We start from the raw sequence: 23901 nt of genomic DNA, 5'->3' as shown, positions 1-23901 counted from the left end.
CGTAAATGAACATCCGCCGCATAGTTGTTTTGATATTCCTGTTAAATGTTATTTTGACAGGCGGCGTTTTTGCGGCCGAAATTTGGGTATCGCCAAAGGGCTCTGATAAAAATATCGGCACTCAGCAGCAACCGCTGGCAACTGTAGCCATGGCAATCAGAAAAGCCCGTGAACTGAGGCGGTTAAATGATGCATCGATAAAAGGCGGCATCCATATCAAAGTATTAGCGGGAGTTTACCAGTTAGCAGAGCCATTATTTATTCGCCCCGAAGATTCAGGTACAGCCGAGAGCCCGACCTTTATTGAGGGCGAAGGAATAGGCAAAACTATCCTAAACGGCGGGATAACTATAGCCGGATGGCGTAAAGTAACTTCAGAGATTCCCGGTTTACCGGCAGAAGCCAAAAGCAAAGTTTGGGAAGCTGATGTACCAATGATTGGAGATGAACCTTTACAATTCAGGCAGCTGTGGGTGAATAATGAAAAGGCAGTTCGTGCCCGCGATACCGATGCTCCACTCATGAACCGTATCCTGTCCTGGGATCACAAAACCGAAACATGTGTAATCCCATGGTCGGCCTCTATTGATACCTCCCACCTTAAGGGTATGGAAATGTTTATTCACCAATGGTGGGCGATAGCTATTTTACGGGTTAAAGCTGTTAAGGTAATGGGGGATAGCACCCGCTTATCTTTTTATCAGCCCGAAAGTCGCATCCAGTCCGAGCATCCCTGGCCGGCGCCCTGGATCTCCAAAAAAACAGGTAATTCAGCGTTCTATCTCAGCAATGCGATCAGTTTTTTAAATCATCCTGGCGAGTGGTTTCATGAGCGCATCGCTAATAAAATCTATTATATCCCGCACAAAGGAGAGGATCTGCTAACAGCCATTGTTACCGTCCCTCAACTGGAAACACTGGTAAAAATGGAGGGCACCATTGACCTCCCGGTTAGCTACGTCAGTTTTAAAAATATCAGTTTTGAGCATAGCAGCTGGCTTCGTCCGTCAAAAGCGGGTTTGGTTCCGCACCAGGCCGGGATGTACATGCTGGATGCTTACAAGTTGAAAATTCCCGGCACGCCGGATAAAAAAGGACTGGAAAACCAGGCATGGGTGGGCAGACCGAAAGCTGCGGTTGAAGTAGCTTATGCGTCGCACATCGCATTTGATGGCTGTGGTTTTGAACACATGGCCTCAACCGGGCTGGATTTTCAGCGGGGTACGAACAATGATGTGGTTAAAGGCAGCCTGTTTAAAGATATCGGCGGCACAGCAATTTTCGACGGCGTATATTCAGACGAAGCGCAGGAAGTTCACCTGCCTTATAACCCTACTGATAAACGGGAGATCTGCACCAATGATACCATCGCCAATAATCTGATCACCGATGCCACCAACGAAGATTGGGGATGCGTTGGTATTGGCGTAGGCTATGTTAAAGGCATCAGCATAACGCATAATGAGGTTTGTGATGTAAACTACACTGGCATCAGCATGGGCTGGGGCTGGACAAAGACCACCAACGCCATGGGCGATAACCGCATCACGGCCAACAAAATTCATCACTACGCCCGCAATATGTATGATGTGGCCGGCATCTATACACTGTCGGCACAGCCTGGCTCGGTGATCAGTAATAACTATGTCGATAGTATTTATAAAGCACCCTACGCGCATGATCCGCAGCATTGGTTTTACCTGTATACCGATGAGGGTTCGTCATACATCACCATAAAAAACAACTGGTGCCCGGCAGATAAATTTCTGAAAAATGCCAATGGCCCCGGCAATGTTTGGGAAAATAACGGTCCGCAGGTTGATAATGGTGTAAAGCTATCAGCAGGTATAGAACGGCCTTATAGCTATCTATTTCAATATCGCAAGGTAACCCCGGATAACCTACCCATCAATCATAAAACAGAATGAAAATATTAAAAACATATATAGTTTGGCTCACGGTGGTTTTATTGTTGCCTGCATTTTATGTAAAAGCAGCTACAAACCCCTATGCTATTGTTGAAGTGACGGGCCTGCAAGGTAATTCGCTCAATTATACCGCGTTATTGAATATCGCCCGTAAGCAGGGGTTACCGGCTTCGGCTGTTTATCGTTGGGATAACCATCTCATTGTTTACGGTAAGCATTTAAACACGGCATCCATCCAAAAAAGTGCTCGCGCAGCATATCCCTCATGCCAGGTTACGGTTTATAGCAGCCCCTTTTATGATTTTAACCGGGCTCTGCGTTGCGGCGGAAATGGTATTGCTAAGCAATGGGATAACATCATACTAACTGCAAACCTGGTTGCCAACGAGCGCCTGCAGCAGGAATATATCGATTATCACGCCGGCCAGTTTAAAAACTGGCCCGAGGTTTCTAAAGGTTTTTGTAATGCCGGCTTTCAGCAGTTACTGGTGTTCAGGAACGGGCGCCGGCTGATGCTGGTGATCAGTATCCCGAAAGGGAAAAAGCTTGACGACCTCAATCCTAAAACCATCGAAAATAATCCGCGGATAAACGATTGGAACAGGTTGATGAAAAAATACCAGGAAGGGGTGCCCGGCACCCGAAAGGGCGAGGTATGGGTATTTTTTAAACAAGTAACAGACAACAGCGACACTAAACGATCATTATAAAAATGAAAATAGGAATATTAGGATTAGGCGAAGGGCGCAGCACCATGTCGGCGGTATTGAAAAGCGATAAGCTTGAATTGAAAATGGTGTGCGACAGGAATATTGAATTGTGTAAACAACGCGCTGAGGAGTTCAACTTTCATAGTTATACAACCAATTACGAGGATCTGCTCAATGATGCTGAAATAGATATCATTGCCATTTATACGCCCGATCATCTGCACGCCGAACATGTTAAACAGGCTTTATTGCACGGCAAACACGTAGTTTGTACCAAGCCTTTTATCGACGATTTGAGCAAAGCTGCCGAGATGCTCGAATTGGTTGAGCAAAGCGGCAAAAAAGTATTTGTAGGCCAAAGCTCCCGCTTCTTTGAGCCGATGAAGAAACAGCGCAAAGACTATGAGGCCGGTTTGATAGGAGATTTGATCACCGTAGAGGCCTATTATCATGCAGACCACCGTTGGTTTTTAGAGAAGCCCTGGTCGTTACAACAAGCATTTAAGTGGTTGTACGGCGGCTTAAGCCATCCGGTTGATTTTATCCGCTGGTACCTGCCCGATATTGAAGAGGTGATGGGCTACGGCATGCTAAGTTCTAACGGAGCTAAAGGTGGCTTGAAGAACCCGGATACCATGCATTTTATTTTTAAAGCGAAGGATGGCCGCATTGCACGTGTGAGTGGCTGTTATACAGGCCCGGTGCAGCCCGTTACCCGCGACAGTGAAATGAGCTGTATTTTACGCGGCACCGAAGGCTGCAGCCAGGGTGATTATATGGACCTGCGCTATGCCATCACTGATAATACCGGCGAAGAACGAATCATCACCTGGGAACATAAACTGAAGCATTATTTCAGGTTTGAGGGCAAAAGTCACCACGCCGGTGAGTATCAAAATTATCTCGAATACTTTGCGGATAGCATCACTAAGGGCTATACAGCCTATCCGGAGATCAAAGAAGGTATTGGCACTATCGCCTTGCTGCAAGCTATGGATCGTTCATTACAAAGCGGTAAACCCGTAAAGGTTGACGACATCCTCACCGAATTTAATTTAACCGTAAATGAGTTAAGCGCATGATATTGGGCATGAGCAATATCGTATCACGACTTACACTGCTGGATTATTCGGTAGTGGCCGTGTACCTGGTTGTTTTAATGGTGATCGGTTATCGCGCCAGTTTCGGTAATAAAAACAAAACGGACGAAACGCTTTTCCTCGCCAATAAATCATTGGGCTGGGCAAGCATCGGTTTTAACATGTGGGGAACTAATGTGGGGCCGTCCATGCTGCTGGCTTTTGCAAGCATCGGTTATAGCACAGGCGTCGTGGCTGTTAATTTCGATTGGTATGCCTTTGTGTTCCTGATGCTGCTGGCGTTGGTTTTTGCGCCGAAATACATCGCGGCCAAGGTATCAACCATGCCCGAGTTTATGGGCAACCGCTACGGTGATTCTACCCGTAATATCCTGGCATGGTATGCGCTCATCAAAATGCTCATCTCGTGGCTATCGCTTGGCCTGTTTGCCGGTGGATTTCTGGTAAGGCAGATCCTGGGCATCCCAATGTGGCAATCGGTTATTGTACTGGTATCATTCGCCGGGCTTTTTGCCTTTACAGGCGGTTTAAAAGCTATAGCCAAAGTAAATGTATTCCAAATGCTGCTGCTTATTGGCGTGTCACTAACACTGACTGTTTTAGGCGTAAACAAAGCAGGCGGGTTATCAGCGGTATTTCATCAGACGCCCGCAAATTACTGGAACCTCATTCATCCTGCAAGTGATGTTAAATATCCATGGTATGCCATTTTGTTAGGTTACCCGGTATCGGCTGTGGCTTTTTTCTGTACAGATCAGGCCATGGTACAATCGGTGCTCGGGGCTAAAAACCTGGAGCAGGGGCAGCTTGGCGTTAACTTTATTGGCTGGCTCAAAATATTGTCGCTGCCTTTGTTTATACTCACCGGTATTCTGTGTTTTATCCTCTATCCGCATCTGAGCGATCCTGCATTGGCTTATATGACTATGGTCACCAACCTTTTCCCGCCCGGCATGAACGGGCTGGTTATCGTAGTGCTGATCGCAGTTTTGGTAGGCACCATAGGCTCATCGCTCAACTCGCTGAGCACAGTATTTACCATGGATATCTATGCCGAAAAGATCAACCCCAAGGCCACTAATAAAGACCTCATCAGGGTTGGGCGTTATACCGTAATTGCCGGCTGCCTGTTTGCGATAGGCATGGCGCTGGCTATCGACAGCATTAAAGGCCTTAACCTGTTTGATGTATTTCAATCGGTATTGGGCTTCATCGCGCCGCCGCTGGCTGTGGTTTTCCTGCTTACGGTTTACTGGAAACGCACCACCCGCAAAGCGGTAAATGTCATCTTATCAGCTGGCTCGGCCTTTAGTTTGGGTACGGGCGTGGTGTATTTATGGGTGCTGCCATCCGCTAAGTACAGCTTTTGGCCGCATTACCTGATGCTGTCGTTTTTCATATTTGTTTTCCTGGCAGTTTCGGCTGTTCTGATCTCGCTGTTTGACAACGCGCCTACGGTTTACCAGGCAACCCTATCGGAAATACATAATACCGCTAAACCTACCCGACGTGTAAAAATAGCCTGGTTGCTGCTCTCGATAGTCATGATCGCTTTATACCTCATTTTCAACGGATATTAAAAATGTATAAAATATCTACCCATATAAAACTCCACAAGCATTACATATTGATTATGCTGCTCGGCCTGATGTTTTTTGCCGATGTCGCCAAAGCGCAAAAGGCCACCTGGATCTGGTATCCAGGCGATTATGAAGTATGGCTGAGTAACCGGATGCAAAATCGGCGCACCGAGCGCGGGGCTTTCTTCCCGCCATTCTGGAAACTGGACAGTCATTATGTACTGGTTGATTTTCATAAGGATTTTACGCTTACCAATCCCGAAACAGTTGAACTGGCCGTTGAGGGCCAATACAATGTAAAGCTTGACGGGAAGGCCTTAGCAGGTTACCCTAAAAATATCCATGTGCCGGCTGGCAGGCACAGGCTTAGTCTCAAAGTCTATAACCAGGCTGCTGCTCCCGCCATATTTGTGAAGGGGCAGCAACTGGTGTCAGATACCTCATGGCTGGTAACTTATGAGGATAAGGAATGGATTGATGAATCGGGTAAAACCTCCGATGTGTCGGCCACCAAATACGTAAACGCAGGCAACTGGAATTTTAATTCGGCAGATAAAATCCCGTCTGCGTTCCGTTTGCTCACGGAAGAGCACAAACCCGCAAAAACCGAACGAAAAGAACATTCCATTTTGGTTGATTTTGGTAAAGAAACCTTTGGCTATGCAAAATTGATCGGCTTAAAAGGTAAAGGCAATGTTAAACTTTGTTATGGCGAATCCAAAGAAGAAGCTTTAGCCACCGCAACCTGCGAACTGCTGGATAGTATCTCCATAGATCAGCCTCAAAAAGCTGATTATACTATGGAAGGTTCGCGTGCTTTCCGCTACATCAATGTATTGTTTGATGATGATGATGTAAGTGCCGATGATGTTTCCATGCTATATGAATATTCGCCGGTTGAGCAGCGGGGGAGTTTCAGATGTTCGGATGAGCAGGTCAATAAAATCTGGGATGTATCCGCCTATACCCTGCACCTCAACACCCGCGAGTTTTTTATCGATGGCATCAAGAGGGACAGGTGGATCTGGTCGGGCGATGCTTACCAGAGTTACCTGATGAATTATTACCTGTATTTTGATTCGCCCACGGTGACCCGCACGCTGTATGCCCTGCGCGGTAAAGATCCGGTAACCAGCCACATCAATACCATTATGGATTATACCTTTTACTGGTTCATGGGCATTTACGATTACTATCAGTATACCAGCGATAAAAGTTTCATCAAACAAATGTACCCGCGCATGCAAAGCCTGATGAGCTACTGCCTGCAGCGCCGGGACAAAAACGGCCTCATGGAAGGCCTGCCCGGCGACTGGGTATTCATCGATTGGGCCGACAAACTCAGCAAAAAAGGCGAAGTAAGCTTTGAGCAATTGCTATTATGCCGCAGCCTGGAAACCATGGCTCTTTGCGCCGGTATTATGCAGGATGACACAGGCAAAACACAATATGAGCAGCTATCAACCGGATTGAAATCAAAGATCTTCGACCTGTATTGGAATAAAGACAAACACGCCTTTGTGCACAGTCTGGTTGATGGGAAGCAAAGCGACAATGTGACCCGCTACACCAATATGTTCTCGATATTTTTCAATTACCTAAATGCAAGCCAACAGCAGGAAGTAAAAAAATATGTGCTGCTGAACGATAAGATCCAAAAGATAACCACCCCCTACATGCGCTTTTACGAGCTGGAAGCCCTTTGCGCTATGGGCGAACAAAGCTATGTGCTCAAAGAGATGAAGGATTACTGGGGTGGCATGCTGAACCTCGGCGCTACCTCTTTTTGGGAAGAGTATAATCCATCCAAAACCGGTGCCGATCATTACGCCATGTACGGACGACCATTTGGCAGAAGCCTTTGCCATGCCTGGGGAGCAAGCCCGATCTATTTGCTGGGTAAATATTATCTCGGTGTAAAACCAACTGCTCCGGGCTATCAGCAGTATGTTATTGAACCTCAATTGGGCGGTTTACAATGGATGGAAGGCAGTGTGCCAACTGCCAATGGTGATATCAAAGTATCATGCAGTACCAAACTGATCAAAGTAAGCAGCAACACCGGAACCGGCCTGCTGCGGTTTGCGAGTACATCGAAACCGGTTTGTAAGGAGGGGGAAATAACTGCTAAAGAAAACGAAACCTATGAACTCATCATCCAAAAACAAAAACAGTACACCATAAACTATAGCGCAAAAAAATGATGAAGAAGCTATTATCTATCCTGCTTTTAACAGCATTTTCATCAACCGGACTTTACGCGCAGTTGGTTGATAAAACACCTGCGCCTATCCCCAATGTACCTACAGTTTATGATGCCGAGCCATGGGAAAATCCCCTGGTCGACGGTATCAACCGCGATGCTGCCCGGGCCACCGCCTATTCATACAGCAGTATTAAAGATGCGCTGGCGGGCAATAGGGAAAAATCGGGCAGGATGTTATCCTTAAACGGTTATTGGGATTTTAGCTACGCCGCAAAACCGGCCGATGCGCCAAAGGATTTTTATAAAAGCAGGGTAAGCGGCTGGAAAAAGATCATCGTACCCTCAAGTATCGAGATGCAGGGCTATGATAAGCCCATTTATAAAAGTGCCGTTTACCCGTTCAGGCCGGTTAACCCACCGCACGTGCCGCAGGATTATAATGGCGTTGGCAGCTATCAGCGTACGTTTTCCCTGCCTGCCAATTGGAAGGACATGAATATTACCCTCCATTTCGGCGGGGTAAGTTCAGGCTTTAAGGTTTGGCTCAATGGTAAGTTTTTAGGTTATGGCGAGGATAGCTTTTTGCCATCAGAGTTTAACATTACACCATACTTGCAAGCGGGCGAAAACGTGGTATCGGTACAGGTGATCCGCTGGAGCGATGGCTATTTTCTGGAAGACCAGGATCAATGGCGGATGAGCGGCATCCACCGGGAGGTAATGTTGATGGCTGAGCCTAAACTGCGGATAGCCGATTTTCAATGGCAGGCTAAACTGGATAAACAGTATAAAGATGCTGTATTCACCATCCGTCCAAGGATAGAAAACCTCACCGGCAAAGCTGTGCCCGGGTATAAGATTGAGGCAAGGCTTTTCGACAGGAACAATAAAGAAGTGCTGCAAAAGCCATTGGAACGAAGTGTGGAAAGCATCATCAACGAGATCTACCCAAGGTTGGATAATGTAAAATTTGGTCTGCTGGAAACCACGCTTAAAAACCCGGATAAATGGAGCGATGAAAAGCCTAACCTGTATACGCTTACTTTATCATTAGTTGACAGCACCGGTCAAACATTGGAGGTGAAAAGCTGCAAGGTTGGCATCAGGAGCATTGAATTTGGCAAGGAAGATAGCAAGCTGCTCATCAACGGAAAAGTGACTTACCTGTACGGTGTAAACCGTCCCGATCACGATCCGGTAAAAGGCAAGGCGTTGTCCCGCGAGGATATCCTGAACGATGTGCGCACCATTAAAAGTTTTAATTTTAACTGCATCCGCACCAGTCATTACCCAATGGATCCATACCTATATGATCTGTGCGATGAGTATGGTATACTGGTGATTGACGAAGCAAATCTCGAAACTCACGGCCTCGGCTCAAAATTAAGCAACGACCCCATGTGGACCGGCGCTTATCTCGACAGGGCTACCCGCATGGTGATGCGTGATAAAAACCATCCAAGTGTGATCATCTGGAGTTTAGGCAACGAGGCCGGTCGCGGGCCAAACCATGCGGCAATGGCCGGTTGGATCCATGATTTTGATATTACCCGGCCGGTTCATTATGAGCCTGCCCAGGGCACGCCTCAGGCCGAAGGCTATATCGATCCGACCGATCCGCGTTATCCAAAAACTAATGATCATTCGCACAGGTTACAGAATCCCATTGATCAGCCTTATATAGATATCGTGAGCCGGATGTATCCCGGTATTTATACTGCGCCTTTGCTGGCCAATCAGCAAAATGGCGATAGCCGCCCGATATTTTTTGTGGAGTATTCGCATGCGATGGGTAACTCCAACGGCAACCTGAAAGAGTTTTGGGATCAGTGGCGCTCAACCAAACGGATTATCGGCGGGGCTATCTGGGAGTTTAAAGACCAGGGATTATTGAAACATGATTCGACAGGCAAGGCTTACTACGCCTACGGTGGTGATTATGGCGAACGCTATTATGATAATTTCACCATCAAGGGAATCGTAGCATCCGACGGGCGACCAAAGCCCGCCATTTATGAATGTAAGCACGTTTTTCAGCCCGCGGTTTGTAAGTTGGTTGATGCCGGTAAAGCCAATATTCACATCAAAAACTGGCATAGCGTAGCTTCACTGGCCGATTATGAGGTTACCCTGCAGGTTAGGGAAGACGGCAATGTTATCCTGAAAAAACAAATTCCCCGCATCAATCTTGCAGCCGGGCATGATACAACCATCAGCATTAAACAATATCTGCCCAATTTAAAAGCAAACCACGACTACCTGGCCGATATCCATTTTACCCTTGCCGAAGATAAGCCATGGGCCACTAAAGGTTATGAAATAGCAAGTGATCAGTTTCAGCTAACCAAGCCTGAAACATCAGTTGCAAACGCTGGTGATAAGCATTATCCTGAAGCAAAATTATCTGAAAATGATAAGGCATATCATATCAATGGGAAAGATTTTGAGATTGGCATCAGTAAAGATAATGGGGCTTTAAATTCCTATATCAGCAAAGGGCAGCAACAAATATTTGGCCCTTTATTGCCACATTTTACCCGCCCGGTTACCGATAATGATCATCGCGGATGGAAGATGGAAAAGAAACTGGCAGTATGGATCAAAGCAGCGCCTGTTTTGAAAAAGATCTCAAGCAAAAAAGCCGGGGATGGCACGATAGTGATCAAAAGTGTTTATTCGATGCTGGGTGATAGCGCAAAGGTCGGCGTAGATTACATCGTTCGCGCTGATGGATTGTTGAAGGTTTCTTATTCCCTTGATGTTAAACCCGGTTTGCCAAACCTGCCCAAAATTGGGATGCAGATGGGGATAGCACAGGCCGACAGCAATATCAGCTACTATGGCCGGGGGCCTTACGAAAACTATATCGACAGGCGTACGGGCTCGGAGGCAGGGATCTATTCGCAAACCATCAGCCAGTTTATGGAGCTCTATGTGGTACCGCAGGAAAACGGTAACCGTACCGATGTACGCTGGATGCTGCTGCACCATAAAACCGGCGGCTTGTTGGTAACTGCCGATAGCCTGCTCAGCATGAGCGCCTGGCCTTATACTGAAGATAATATCCAAAAGGCAAAACATACCAATAAGCTGAAGGATGCAGGTTTTATAACCCTGAATATCGACCTGCTACAAATGGGCGTAGGCGGTAATGATAGCTGGTCGGAAGTGGCGGAACCGTTAGAGCAATACCGCATTCCTGCCAAAAAGTATCAATACAGTTTTTACCTGAAACCTTATGAGGGTAAACCTGAGAGTGCAGGCAACGCGGCATATCAGATAAAATTTAACGGAAAGCCATGAGAAAGTACGTTTTTATAATTTGCCTTTGCTGCCTGTTTTTACCGGGATTAGCCCAGCAGCACAAACTCTCGATCCCAAAAAAGGATTTGGAGCAGGCTTTTCTGCATCCGCCCGAATCGGCAAAGCCATGGGTGTTCTGGTATTGGATGCAGGGTGCAGTAAGCCGGGAGGCCATTACGGCCGATCTGCAGGCGATGAAACAGGCCGGGATTGCGGGCGCTTATTTAATGCCTATTAAAGGGCCGGCTAATCCGCCTTTTATTACTCCATCAATTAACCAGTTAAGCCCCGAATGGTGGGCGATGGTGAAATTTACCATGCAGGAAGCTGACAGGATAGGTGTAAAACTGGCCATGCATGATAGCGATGGTTTTGCCCTGGCCGGTGGTCCCTGGATAACGCCTGAACTTTCTATGCAGAAAGTGGTATGGTCAAAAACTGAGGTTGAAGGGGGGAAAGCCTATAACGATACCTTGCCTGTTCCTAAGCATTATAAAAACTATTATAAAGACATCGAAATATTGGCCTATCCGTCGTTGCCCGGCGAGGGGCAGAGCAGTTACGACGAGCATCCGAAGGTAACTACCAGTCTGTCGAATACCGATGTTCAATACCTTGCCGGAAAAGGTAATACTAAAAGCTTTACCAGTAATGAGCCCTGCTGGCTGCAACTGGAATTTAAAAAGCCATTTACCTGCCGCTCGCTTATGATCCATACTTCGGCAAGCAATTACCAGTCGCAGCGCCTGCTGCTTGAAGCGAGCGATGATGGTAAAAACTTTCGCTCGCTGAGCAGGTTGGAGCCACCACGTCACGGCTGGCAAGATGGTGATGCGGAAATTACCAATGCCATTGAATCAACTACGGCCAGATATTTCAGGTTTACTTACGATAAAACGGGATCAGAGCCGGGAGCCGAAGATCTTGATTTTGCCAAATGGAAGCCTACTTTAAAATTATCGGGAATTGAGTTATTGAGCGAGCCGCATATACATCAGTATGAAAGTAAAAACGGAGAGGTATGGCGTTTAAGCAAGCAAACCACAAATGCCCAATTATCTAAAAACCTCTGTATAGATAGAAGTAAGGTCATCAACCTTACTGATAAATTAGGAGCTGATAGTAAATTGAACTGGCAAGTACCCGCTGGCAATTGGACTATCATCCGCATTGGTCATACTTCCACCGGGCATACCAACGCTACAGGCGGTGGTGGCATCGGTTTGGAGTGTGATAAGTTTAACCCCGAGGCTGCCAAAATACAGTTTGAGAACTGGTTTGGCGAAGCTGTAAAACAGGTTGGGCCGGATCTGGCTAAACGGGTTTTAAAGATCTTTCACGTGGATAGCTGGGAGTGTGGGAGCCAAAACTGGTCGCCGGTTTTTGCTGCTGAGTTTAGAAAGCGACGCGGGTACGATCTGTTGCCATATCTTCCGCTGATGGCCGGTGTGCCGATGGACAGCGCCGAAAAATCCGAAAAGGTTTTGGCCGACGTGCGGCAAACCATAGCCGAATTACTGGTAGATAACTTTTACGGTACCATGGCTAAGCTGGCGCACGAAAAAGGCTGCACATTTACTGCCGAAAGCGTCGCCCCAACCATGATGAGCGACGGCATGCTGCATTACCAAAAGGCCGATATCCCGATGGGGGAGTTTTGGTTCAGGAGCCCAACACATGATAAGCCCAATGATATGCTGGATGCCATATCGGGTGGGCACATTTACGGCAAAAATGTTATCCAGGCCGAGGCTTTTACCGAATTAAGGTTATTATGGGATGAACACCCCGGTATGCTCAAAACCACCGCCGACCGCAATTTTGCCCTCGGCATTAATCGTTATGTTTTCCACGTAAATGTACATAACCCCTGGCTCGACCGTAAACCCGGAATGACGCTGGACGGCATCGGCCTGTTTTTCCAGCGCGATCAAACCTGGTGGCAGCCGGGTAAAGCCTGGTTTGATTATATCAGTCGTTGCCAGGCTATGCTGCAACAGGGACATCCCGTTGCCGATATTGCTGTTTTTACCGGCGAGGAAACCCCGCGCCGTGCCATTCTACCTGATAGATTAGTAAGCACCCTGCCGGGGATCTTCGGTGCCGAACGGGTAAAGCAGGAAGCTGAACGTTTGGCCAATAAAGATGTGCCGGTCATTAATTCGGTTGAAGATGCAAGCCACTCGGCCAATATAGCCTTGCCTGAAAACTGGATCGATCCGCTGCGCGGTTATGCCTACGATTCTTTTAATAAAGACGCGTTGCTGCGTTTAGCCACCGTGAAAAATGGCAGGATAGTTTTACCCGGAGGTGCCAGCTATGCTATGCTGGTTGTGCCGGGCGTGAGCCAAATGTCTCCACAGCCATGGCAGTTATCGGCAGAGGTTGTTAAAAAACTTCAGCAATTGGTGAATGAGGGCGCTACAGTTTTATTGGGCGATCAGCGAATGAAGGCTGCTTTGACAGGTAAACTGCTTATCGGCCCTTACCAAAAAGACACCTTTGATGAACTGGGTATTTCCCGCGATTTGATCGCTACGGATTCGGTTAATCAACTCGCAAAAGACCTCGCGTGGACACATCGCAGCGCTGATAATCTTGATCTCTATTTCATCTCCAACCAACAAGCTTTAAACCGGACCGTTAATCTATCACTAAGGATATCCGGTCGTGTTCCCGAGTTGTGGGATCCTTTAACGGGGGAAATAACACGTTTGCGGAGCAGCAGTAAATCGGCACGTACAGACCTAAGCCTTGACCTTGCTGCAAATGGTTCGGCTTTTATCGTTTTCAGAAACGGTAATCCGGGAGCAAAGCTTGAGTTGGATAAAGCGGCACATTTTAAAACAGTACAGACTTTTACAAACTGGCAGGTGCAGTTTGATCCTAAATCAGGAGGCCCTGTAAAACCGGTTACGTTTGATAAACCTGAGGACTGGTCGCTTAATAATAATGACAGCGTGAAGTACTATTCCGGCGCAGCGGTTTATAACCACACATTTCAGTTTACCGGAAAAACAGGGAGCAAGTTATATCTTGATTTGGGTAAGGTTGCCAACCTGGCCGAAGTGTATCTGAACGGTATTAACTGTGGCACAGCCTGGACATATCCATACCGGGTAGATATCAGCAAAGCCATTAAACCCGGCGAAAACAAACTGATGATTAAAGTAACCAATACCTGGGCTAACCGCCTAATGGGCGATCATGCCCTGCCCGAAACAAAACGAATTACATGGACAAACGCGCCTTACCGTTTGGAGAGCCGCCAGCTTTTGCCGGCCGGTTTACTGAGCCCGGTTAGCCTGCTCACTTATATCCCTTAATAGTATGAAAACAACATATAAATATCTCATTATTCGGATTCCCTCAGGGGCTGTCTGTGAGTTTAGGTCAATCCATAAATTAATAGTTAAATGGTCATTGCTAATTGAGTAATCAGCACGAGTTGAACCCCTCTGGGGTTCGGATAAGGGGTGGGATATTTCTACAAACCTTTACCCCCTCTGGGGGATTTTTATAAATAAACAGGTATTAATTGAGATATGCTTAAGACAGGTGCACCAGAGGTGCAGAAGGTTTGTAGCATAAAAATTATAGAAAGATCCTTTGCCCCAGAGGGGCAAAACAAGACGCCTTGCTGATTAAACGATAAAACAATTTTGAGGGTTAACTTAAAGTCGCAGAGTGCCCTAAGGTCTTTGCATCTTTCCAAAATGCTAAAATGAAAACATCATATAAATATCTTCGTGTCCCTCAGGGTCTCTCGCAGAGGACCCTGAGGCCTTCACCTCCTCTCAAAAATAGTAAAATGAAAACATCGTATAAATATATTATCATCACAGTACTGGTAATTGTCGGCGGCAGACTTAACGCCCAAAACAGAGCCCTGGTCAACACCAGCAAAAGTAACTACGCCAAACTCAGCAGCCCAGATATGGGCGCGGTACAATGGACAGGTGGCTTTTGGGCCGACAGGTTCAAAGTTTGCCGTGATACTATGATCCCGAACCTGTGGCGTGTTTATACCGACCCAAAGATCAGTCACGCTTACCGCAATTTTGAAATAGCTGCCGGACTGGATACCGGTTCGCACGAAGGGCCACCTTTCCATGATGGCGATTTTTATAAGCTGTTTGAAGCCGTAGCCAGCATGTACGCCGCTACGCACGATCCTAAATTGGATGCTTTGATGGATAAAACCATAGCCGTTATCGCCAAAGCGCAACGGGCTGATGGCTATATCCACACGCCAACCATTATCGAGGAACGTAAAAACAGCGGCAAGGAAAAGGCATTTAACGACCGTCTCAACTTTGAAACTTATAACCTCGGTCACCTCATGACCGCCGCCTGTGTGCATTACCGCGTAACAGGCAAAACAACTTTGCTGAAAGTAGCTATCAAGGCTACCGACTATCTCTATAAGTTTTATAAAACAGCTTCGCCCGAACTGGCGCGCAATGCCATTTGCCCATCGCATTATATGGGTGTGGTAGAGATGTATCGGACCACCCGCGATCCCAAATACCTTGAACTGGCTAAAAACCTCATCGATATCCGTGGCCTCATGAAAGATGGTACCGATGATAACCAGGACAGGGTGCCTTTCCGTCAGCAAACCCAGGCGATGGGCCATGCGGTGAGGGCCAATTATCTTTTCGCTGGTGCTGCCGATGTGTATGCCGAAACGGGGGACACAACCCTCATGCATACGTTGAATTTAATGTGGAACGATGTGGTGAATCGAAAAATGTATATCACCGGCGGCTGCGGATCGTTGTATGACGGCGTTTCGCCGGACGGCACTTCTTATAACCCTAACGAAGTACAAAAGGTACACCAGGCATACGGGCGCGATTATCAATTACCGAGCTTTACAGCCCACAATGAAACCTGCGCCAATATTGGCAACGTTTTATGGAATTGGCGTATGCTGCAAATAACCGGCGACGCCAAATATGCCGATGTGATGGAATTGGCGCTTTACAATAGTGTGCTTTCGGGCATCAGTTTGAGTGGTCGCGATTTTTTGTATACCAATCCGCTGGCTTATTCGGATAGTTTGCCTTTTAAACAGCGCTGGTCAAAGGATAGGGTTGGGTACATTAAATTATCCAACTGCTGTCCGCCAAATGTGGTGCGTACCATTGCCGAGGTGAGCGATTATGCGTATAGCGTATCGGATAAAGGATTGTGGTTTAACCTGTATGGCAGCAATACCATAACTGCTAATTTGAAAGATGGAACACCTATAAAACTAACCCAAACTACCAATTACCCATGGGATGGAAAGATCCATATCAGGTTTGATGAAGTGCCGGGTAATAAAGCATTCTCCGTGTTTTTAAGGATCCCGGGCTGGTGCAAGGGAGCGAGTATTAAACTTGCTGGTCAGCCGGTGCCCCAGTTAGATACTACTCCCGGAGCCTACACCCAATTGAATGCCGTTTGGAAAAGGGGAATGACTATTGATCTTGACCTGCCTATGCCGGTTGCCCTGATGGAAGCTAACCCGCTGGTTGAGGAAACACGCAACCAGGTAGCGGTTAAACGTGGTCCGGTGGTGTATTGTCTTGAATCGACCGATTTGGCTAAGGGACAAAAGATCTTCAATATTGCCCTGTCGGCTGGCAGTGAACTCAAACCCGAAATGATCAAAATAGATAACAGTGACATCATGAGCCTTACAGGTAAAGCTGATCTGCGCGATGAAAACAATTGGAGTAACCGACTTTATAAAGAAGTATCGGCACCAAAACCAAATGCTGTTGAGATCAGGCTGATCCCTTATTACGCCTGGGGAAACCGTGGGCATGTGGATATGGAGACCTGGATGCCATTGGATAGGTGATTTTTAAGGTGAAAGGCTAAAGGTCGGAATTAAAAAGCTCCGCCGCCGCTCGGCTCCAGCCGAGTGGCTATTATCATGGCGGCCTCTGGCCGCCGGGGATAGAATCTTAACCCTACTCTGGTCGAAGTTTAGCGATAGCGTAACTTCGTCCTAAAACAATGGAAGCATTCTGCTTCCGTACTCGGAATTATTAGCTAAATAAATTCAACCGATTGTACTATTACTTTTATACACTTAAGCTGAAAGCTTAATACATTTTAGGACGAAGTTACGCTATCGCTAAACTTCGACCAGTAACGGACACGTCACCAATAACAGCGCAGCGTAGTAAGGAGGGCGGCCACCCGGCTGAAGCCGGGTGGCACGGAAGATCGGCATTTACACCCACAATTTTGGTGGCATTATGTTGTCAGTACCATTTATAACCCATGCGATCAATTTCAAAAAAGTCCAAAAAAGCTTAAAAAAGGGCGAAATAAAAAAGGTGTTTAGCTCACCGTTGAAATAGGGGATATTTACCCTGAAAAGGTTTAATTGTTGATAGTCAGGTATTTAATAGTGTTTCGCGTAAAATATTATATATTTGATAATCAACGTGTTTCATTTTTAAGGTCTTCCGCGTTTTCACTCTCAAAAAATAGAACAGTGTTCTTTTTACAAAAAAGAACGCCGGGACTTTTTCTAATTTTTCTTCGGAATCAAAAAATTGGGACACCCGATTTGTTACAATTGAAAGAGTGTTTTATCGACCCGGCATCACCGTAATATCTTTTCTTCGCTCTTCCGGAAAAACTTTCATATCAACCACTTTTCCACCTTTCAGCGTAGCCTCAACAGTAGTGTTATACGGCGCATGAAGTTTAAAATGAACATCCCAATCCTTCGGCCAGGCCGGGAACAGCATTATCTTTTTATTATCAACCTGCATTAGCATTTCCTGCAAACCGATCATGCCCGAGCCGCCCCAGTTGTGATCGGGTGTCCAGTCGAAACCGGGACCCCAGAAAGCAGGGAAACGCCTGCCAGAATTTTTGAGTTTGAAGGTGGTTAGTTTAGCAGCTTCATCAGTAAGACCTAAACGGGCAGCAAAAATGTTGTCCTGTTTCCAGCCAATGCCGCTCCTAAATTTGGCTACGAGGGTATCCAGTTTCCATGTGTTTAAAGCGGTATCTAAGCCCGGTTTGCCCAAGCCAAATATGCCCCATGGAAATACCGGGTAAAACTGGGTGTTCTCTTCGTTATTCACCCGCTCCCATGATTTGGCAGGAGTAAGGGTTTTGTGACCATCAATTTCTGCAAAAGTTAATGGGGGGATGCGTTTCAGTAAGCCGGTCAATTTCAAGCGCTCGTCGCCCTTTAAATAGCTATCCGGCAAGGCGAGCATTCGTTTGGTGATGGTTTGCAGGGCAGCTATAGTTGAGTTGGAGTTATAAGCCATTTTGAATGTCTCGGCAGATGAGCCGGGATACAAAACAAGGTGCCCGTTACCGTCAAGTGCTTTAGCGCTTCGCTTGCGGGAAAGGTATTGGTAATGCTCGTCAAAAAAAGTAAGACAGCTTTCAATAAAGGGAATGTATTGATGGATGTCATCGCCTTTGTACCGCTCCGTTTCCAGCATCATTAGGCAAAACTCAAACACTGTATCCCAGGTATATTCCAGCCATGCATTATATTCCAGTCCCTTGTCAAAATCGGCAGGGCGCTTCCAGGTGTACTCGGCACTATTTGGCAGACCGAAATTCTCCACCTGTTCGGTAAAGCAGGCCCCATTGTGTCCCCAATAAACCTTGCTGCGCAGCTCCGCGTTTTTCAGGGAACGGAGATAGAAATCGAACTCCGGTTTCATCATGTCAATATCGCCGCTTTTGAGCATTGGGAAGTAAACCAACCGCTGGTTTTGGGCAGTCATCAAGCCGCCGCCCCAATTACGGAAATCGGGTGTAAAGGCATATTGCTGATTTACGAAAACAGGATCATAAGTGAACAAACCTCCGTTAAATTTAGTGGGTGCTTGCCCGTAGGCATTACAGCCCAGCATATACCTGAAAAGCTGGTAGTTTTTACCGGTTTGCCAGGCCGTTGTGTCATTATTAGGCTTATCGGTGTTAATGTAGATAAAACTCCTGTCCCAATATTGTTTCCACCAGTCGGCTGTTTTTTGCCATGAGGTTTTGGCGTTGGCTTCAGCTTCTTGAACTACTTTTTGCAGACCTTGTTGCCATTCATTTACAGATGTAGTCTGTTGTGTGTTGAGGTAGATCTCGATATCCTGGCTGGGTGCAGATTTAATACTCGCCAGTTTCCAGCCTTCAAAATCTGTATTAAGATAATGGCCTTTTGTAGTACCTGCTGGTTTTAGGTTTTTACCCTGCATCAGCCCGCCGAAGGTTAGGTTTTTAAGCGGGTTGTACATCTGCTCCTTCACCGCATCCATGCCCTGCTGTTTTACGGTAACATCAAATATGGTGGAGTCGAGGTTGTGGTGACAGAACTGAATAGCATTACCTTTAAAAGCGATGTTATCCTTTAGCGTTTTTACATCGTTACGAGGGGCAAATTTCCAGGAGCCTTCGTTTTTTTCGAGGCCTTTAACTTCCCTGTCGTGGTAGCGCCAGCTTTCAAAAATGGCTTCGGTTTTAACGGCTTTATTGCTACTGATGTTAACATGGATCACCGGGCGGTAAACATCAACCCAAAGCTTTACTTCGGTTTTCAAATCGCCGTTTTTTCCGCTGATGAGTACCGAGCCGTTTTGAAGTTTTAGTTCCTGTTTAAAATCATTGCCCTCAAAAGGATTAGGGGAGAGTTTAACCCTTACCCGGCCGGGTTTGAGCATGGCGTTATTTTCATCAAAAGTGCCGCTCCGGGCTATGTAAAAAAGCAGTTCACCCTTTTCAATCCAAACATTCAACCCAATATCTCCGCCGCCGCAGGGCATGGATTGGCCTGAGTTTTGACTCTGGCCAATCCACACTTCATTGTATTGTTCAATGCCTTTGTTTTGGGCTAACGCGATATTGCAGTACAGGAAGCAGAGCAGCAGGAGTTTTTTCATAATTACCAATCGTCGGTTCTGAATGAGGAAACGGGGAGCCCATTGGTGCCAAACAGATCGCCCACCACAAAATCCTTAAAGGCGTAACGCACGGCCACAGGCTCTTTTACCAAAGATGAAGATACAATAATTACACTGCCCGATATCATGGCCTGCGCCGGGTAAAACAGTTTGTCTTTACCGGCAACCTCAAAGTTTTGGATGGGTTTGTTGAAGGAAGTAAGCCCGTTTTCGGCATGTTCAAACCTGATGGTAGCCCGGTCTCCGTCAATAGTCATTTCTTTATACAGCGGACTTGCATAGTCGAACCCTTTAATGCCATAAGTTTGCGCCAAAGCAAGGTAAGCCAGGCGGGTACCTACAGGTTCTTTCCTTGGAGGGTGGATAAATGCTTGTTCCCCAACATCGAGCAATACAGCCATGCCGCTGTTGGGTATAACCTTTAACGATTTACGCTGAGCATCTCGCAGGTAGGCCGAATTGTATTTGCCGCCTGTATTGTATGGTGGTAACTGGGCATAATCATAAGGGGCAATCTGCGTATAGTAAAACGGAAAATCGCCCTGCTGCCAAAGTCCGCGCCAGCGTTTTACCAGGGCCGGGAAAAGTTTTTCGTATTGATTGGGCCGGTCATAATTTGATTCGCCCTGGTACCAGATACAGCCTTTGATGCCGTAACCAATCACCGGGTTCAGCATGCCATTGAAAAGGGTAGTGGGTGTGCGGGATACCGCTTTTATAGAATCGGTTTTAGCCGGAATTTTAATCTCCGGAAAATCTTTGAGGCCATCAGCATCCATCCAGGCTTCGGCACTTGAACCACTGTAACAATCACTAATGAGGCCGATAGGCACATGCAACATTTCGTTCAACAACCTGCCAAAGTAATAGCCGGTAGCACTAAAGTTGGAAACAAACTCAGGCGAGGCCACATGCCACTCGGATGGTTTGCTGTTTTCCTGAACCTCGGTTACTGATGAGTGTGGCACGGTATAAATATGGATATTGCTATTGGCTGATTTTAGTATTGCATCAACAGAACCTATTATCGGCTGGCTTTTATAGCCCTTCATCGGGATCTCCATGTTTGATTGACCGGTGCAAAGCCACACTTCGCCAATAAGCACATTGTTTAGCTTGATGGTATTGCCATCGCTGATGGTTACGATATAAGGTCCGCCGTAAACCGGGGTGCTTACCTTAACGAGCCACTTGCCGTTTTCATTTACCTTGGCTTTGTAAGCCTTTTTGTTCCATGAAGTGTTGATGGTAACCGTTGAGCCTGCTTTATCCCAACCCCAGATGGGGGCTTCGCTTTGCTGCTGCAGCACCATGTTATCGGTAAAAATGGATGCCAGCTTTACCTGTGCCTGCGAGGATATAAACAGGAACAAACCAAGGCCTGATGCCAGTAACTTTTTCATTGCTGTAGATTATTTGGTAAGCTTTCCTGCGCGTTTGGCCTCAAGCCAACCGCTGAAAAGGAGGTTTTTATTCAATTCAGGTTTGGGGAAAAACAGGCTGGCCGTGAAGCCCACTGTGATCACCACTAAATGGCTGTACACACCTAACATGTATTTATGCTGATTGAAATTGTATTTACCCAGATCAAGCAGAATATGTTTATCAGCACCCAGGCCAATTTTGGCTGAAGTTAAAAAGGCATAACCCGTAAAAAGAATACAGGCTATGATGCCGATATTCAAACCCTGCCGGTTAGCCCTACTGCTGAACAAGCCCAGCAAAAAGATGCCCGCTATACCGCCGGAGAAAATAGCGTACAAAGTAAAAACAATGCCCAATGCACCCTCATCACCAGCCAGCAGGTATAAAGTAGCTATGCCCATCGCCCCAAGTCCCGCCAATACCACTATCCATCTCCCGGCTTTCAAATACTCCTTATCAGACCTGTTTGGCCTGAATTTTTTGTAATAGTCCTCCACGCCAATGGCCGAAAGGCAATTGAGGTCGGCACCCAAGCTGGAGATGGCTGCTGAGATCAGTGCCGCCAGTATCAACCCTACAACTCCTGTGGGCAGTTTGCTCATAATAAAGTACGGAAATACCGCATCTGCTTTAATACCTGCAGGCAATGGGTTTTGCTGGTAGAAAGCAAACAAAGCGGTGCCAATAAACATGAACAATGCCCAAAGCGGTACCGTAAGGGCTACACCCAATATCGATGCCCTGATGGCAGCCTTATCTGTTTTGGCGGTGAGGTAACGCTGTACCATGGTTTGATCGGTACCGTATTTCTGGATGGCATAAAAAACACCGTTAATAGCCATAACAATAAAAGTGAGCTTTTTGAAATTCCAGGAGTAGGGCCCGAAATTGTTTTTATGATTCACGCTGGCAATATGCCAAAGTTCAGGGAAGCCGCCTTTGATAGAACAGATCAAGATGATGAACGAAGCAATCCCGCCAGCAATCAGCAAAAAGCCCTGTACCACATCGGCCCAGATCACAGCTTCAATACCGCCAATGAGGGTGATGACGATGATCACCACGCCAATTATCCAGATGATCAAAAAAGTATTGGTGTTGGTCATGTTAGAGAGCGCCAGCGCCAGCAGGAAAAACACCGTGCCCATTTTTGAAAAATGGGTGAGCACAAAACTGATAGAGCTATAAAACCGGGCAAACAGACCAAAGCGTTTTTCAAAGTATTCGTAGGTGCTTACCCCGATAACTTCGCGATAAAGCGGCACAATAAACCATACCATCAAGAGTAAAACTATCGGTACCATCAACCCCTGCACCAGCAGGATCCAGTTGGAGGCAAAACCTTCGCCGGGATAGGCCAGGAAGGTTACACTGCTGATAAGCGTTGCCATTAATGACATGCCTATAGCCCATGCGGGGATAGAACCGCGTGATACAAAATATTTTTTAGTGGAGTTTTGTCCTTTTGAAAACCTGAGACCAATAGTTAACGAAATGGCCAGTGCCAGTGCTATGATGATATAATCTGCCAGGTGCAGGGTTTCATGTTTCATATGCAGGTATAGTTATTGGTTTCCCAAACTTGGGCTGGCCAGGGGTAGCTGCCGGGTTTTAAAGTTAAACATAATTGGTTATTGCCCGCTATGCGCATATGAATAACTCCGGGAGCTATTAGTTTTGAGGGATATAGTTTTTTGATGTTTAAACGCTCAAGTATGGCCCATGCGGTTGCCCCGCCCTCAATCAGCAATTCGTGAAGGGAGGTGTGGTCAATAACCTGTTTTACAATATCCGCCATTTTGTGGCTCAGTAATATTGGGTCTACTTTAATGTCCTTAATAAAATCGGGGTTTATGGCGATGATGGCATTGTTTCCCGCTATAATGCTGGATGCGACATGGCTGGCAAAAAGAGCATGCACATTATCGCCGCTGGTTTCGGCGCAGATGGTTGCCGCGGGCACATAATGCACCGGGATGTTGTTGTGCCTTCCATCGTTAAGGTTTAGCTTGCCCTGGTAAAATGTGCTGCCAAATACAAACAACCGCCTGCCCGTAGTTTCCGGGTCGAGGGTTTTAACCTTTTGCGGAGTTGTTAATGATTCAAGCAGCGTGGTAAACAGATTTGCCGAGCCCGCTAAAAGAGTTTCGCTATCTGTTTTGCCGATCCAATATTTAAGATCATCCTCATTTTCGGCCGCTCCTATAATAATTCCTGTCGACGGTAGCCTGTCCGCTTTTTTTATCAATGAGATACTTCCATCAGCCCTCAACAATTCAATAATATTTGAGCTTAAGGCAGGGAAGGTTGGATCATTAACGAAATTACTAAGATGGATAGGGGCGCCATTATAGTGAAACGTATCACCTATAAGCTTTTTAGAGTGATGGGGGTTGCCTGGAACAATAAATGCCCTTTTTAAACCCGAAGCGGTTAACTGGCTTTGCAATTCCTCAATAATGTGTCCGCGTAAAACAGAATCTATCTTTTTGAAAATAAACCGGGGTTTTAGCTGCTGTAACTGAACGGTAAGTTTATACACAGTTTCCTTTGCCTGAATTACGGAAAGGGAACGAGTGTCGGTAGCAATAATGAGCAAATCTGCGTCGCAGTGTTCATCAACAGTAGTACTCACTTCGGTTCTTAACCCATGGTTGAGGCCTATACCCGCCAGTTCAGCAGCTCCTGTTAAATCATCTGCAATTACAGCAATCATAGC

12 protein-coding genes are annotated in these 23901 nt (G+C 46.5%); 8 read left to right on the top strand and 4 right to left on the bottom strand.

Annotation, left to right across the window (positions count from 1 at the left end; all coding sequences use genetic code 11):
* The first annotated feature begins 5 nt into the window (after positions 1-5).
* From ACEN9X_RS03355 to ACEN9X_RS03320, 8 genes are all read left to right on the top strand, one after another.
* Positions 6-1928: a right-handed parallel beta-helix repeat-containing protein gene (locus ACEN9X_RS03355; protein ID WP_413669067.1), complete on the top strand. Its 1923-nt coding sequence runs from the start codon at positions 6-8 to the stop codon at positions 1926-1928.
* Complete coding sequence (locus ACEN9X_RS03350) at positions 1925-2638, top strand: L-rhamnose mutarotase (protein ID WP_413669066.1); 714 nt, start codon at positions 1925-1927, stop codon at positions 2636-2638. Before ACEN9X_RS03355 ends, ACEN9X_RS03350 begins: the two co-directional genes overlap by 4 nt.
* 2 nt (positions 2639-2640) lie before the next feature.
* Positions 2641-3720, top strand: a complete 1080-nt coding sequence (locus tag ACEN9X_RS03345) for a Gfo/Idh/MocA family protein (RefSeq protein WP_413669065.1) — start codon at positions 2641-2643, stop codon at positions 3718-3720.
* Positions 3721-3728: 8 nt separating this feature from the next.
* Entirely contained in the window at positions 3729-5318 is a 1590-nt protein-coding gene (locus tag ACEN9X_RS03340; protein WP_413669064.1) for a sodium:solute symporter family transporter, read from the top strand.
* Between the two features lie 2 nt (positions 5319-5320).
* Positions 5321-7522 carry an alpha-L-rhamnosidase C-terminal domain-containing protein gene (locus ACEN9X_RS03335; protein ID WP_413669063.1) on the top strand — a complete coding sequence of 734 codons (2202 nt, stop codon included), beginning with the start codon at positions 5321-5323 and terminating at the stop codon, positions 7520-7522.
* Positions 7519-10827, top strand: coding sequence for a glycoside hydrolase family 2 TIM barrel-domain containing protein (locus ACEN9X_RS03330; protein WP_413669062.1), 3309 nt, complete (start codon positions 7519-7521; stop codon positions 10825-10827). Before ACEN9X_RS03335 ends, ACEN9X_RS03330 begins: the two co-directional genes overlap by 4 nt.
* Positions 10824-14153, top strand: a complete 3330-nt coding sequence (locus tag ACEN9X_RS03325) for a glycosyl hydrolase (protein ID WP_413669061.1) — start codon at positions 10824-10826, stop codon at positions 14151-14153. Before ACEN9X_RS03330 ends, ACEN9X_RS03325 begins: the two co-directional genes overlap by 4 nt.
* A gap of 485 nt (positions 14154-14638) precedes the next feature.
* Positions 14639-16681, top strand: a complete 2043-nt coding sequence (locus tag ACEN9X_RS03320) for a glycoside hydrolase family 127 protein (RefSeq protein WP_413669060.1) — start codon at positions 14639-14641, stop codon at positions 16679-16681.
* A 742-nt stretch (positions 16682-17423) separates the two neighbouring features.
* On the opposite strand, the gene ACEN9X_RS03315 is transcribed toward ACEN9X_RS03320, so the two are convergent.
* Genes ACEN9X_RS03315 through ACEN9X_RS03300 form a run of 4 tightly spaced genes read right to left on the bottom strand, consistent with a single transcriptional unit; the run spans position 17424 to position 23898 of the window.
* Positions 17424-19736 (bottom strand): DUF5703 domain-containing protein, encoded by a 2313-nt coding sequence (locus ACEN9X_RS03315; protein ID WP_413669059.1) that lies wholly within the window; start codon positions 19734-19736, stop codon positions 17424-17426.
* A gap of 2 nt (positions 19737-19738) precedes the next feature.
* Positions 19739-21160, bottom strand: coding sequence for a sialate O-acetylesterase (locus ACEN9X_RS03310; RefSeq protein ID WP_413669058.1), 1422 nt, complete (start codon positions 21158-21160; stop codon positions 19739-19741).
* Between the two features lie 9 nt (positions 21161-21169).
* Positions 21170-22735: a sodium:solute symporter gene (locus ACEN9X_RS03305; RefSeq protein ID WP_413669057.1), complete on the bottom strand. Its 1566-nt coding sequence runs from the start codon at positions 22733-22735 to the stop codon at positions 21170-21172.
* Positions 22732-23898 carry a four-carbon acid sugar kinase family protein gene (locus ACEN9X_RS03300; protein WP_413669056.1) on the bottom strand — a complete coding sequence of 389 codons (1167 nt, stop codon included), beginning with the start codon at positions 23896-23898 and terminating at the stop codon, positions 22732-22734. Before ACEN9X_RS03300 ends, ACEN9X_RS03305 begins: the two co-directional genes overlap by 4 nt.
* Between the last annotated feature and the right edge of the window lie 3 nt (positions 23899-23901).

The sequence above is a fragment of the Mucilaginibacter sp. Mucisp86 genome (assembly GCF_047324315.1).
In the GTDB taxonomy this organism is placed as follows: domain Bacteria; phylum Bacteroidota; class Bacteroidia; order Sphingobacteriales; family Sphingobacteriaceae; genus Mucilaginibacter.
The sequence above is the reverse complement of the archived record's forward strand: the minus strand, read 5'-3'. Positions and strand labels throughout refer to the sequence as shown.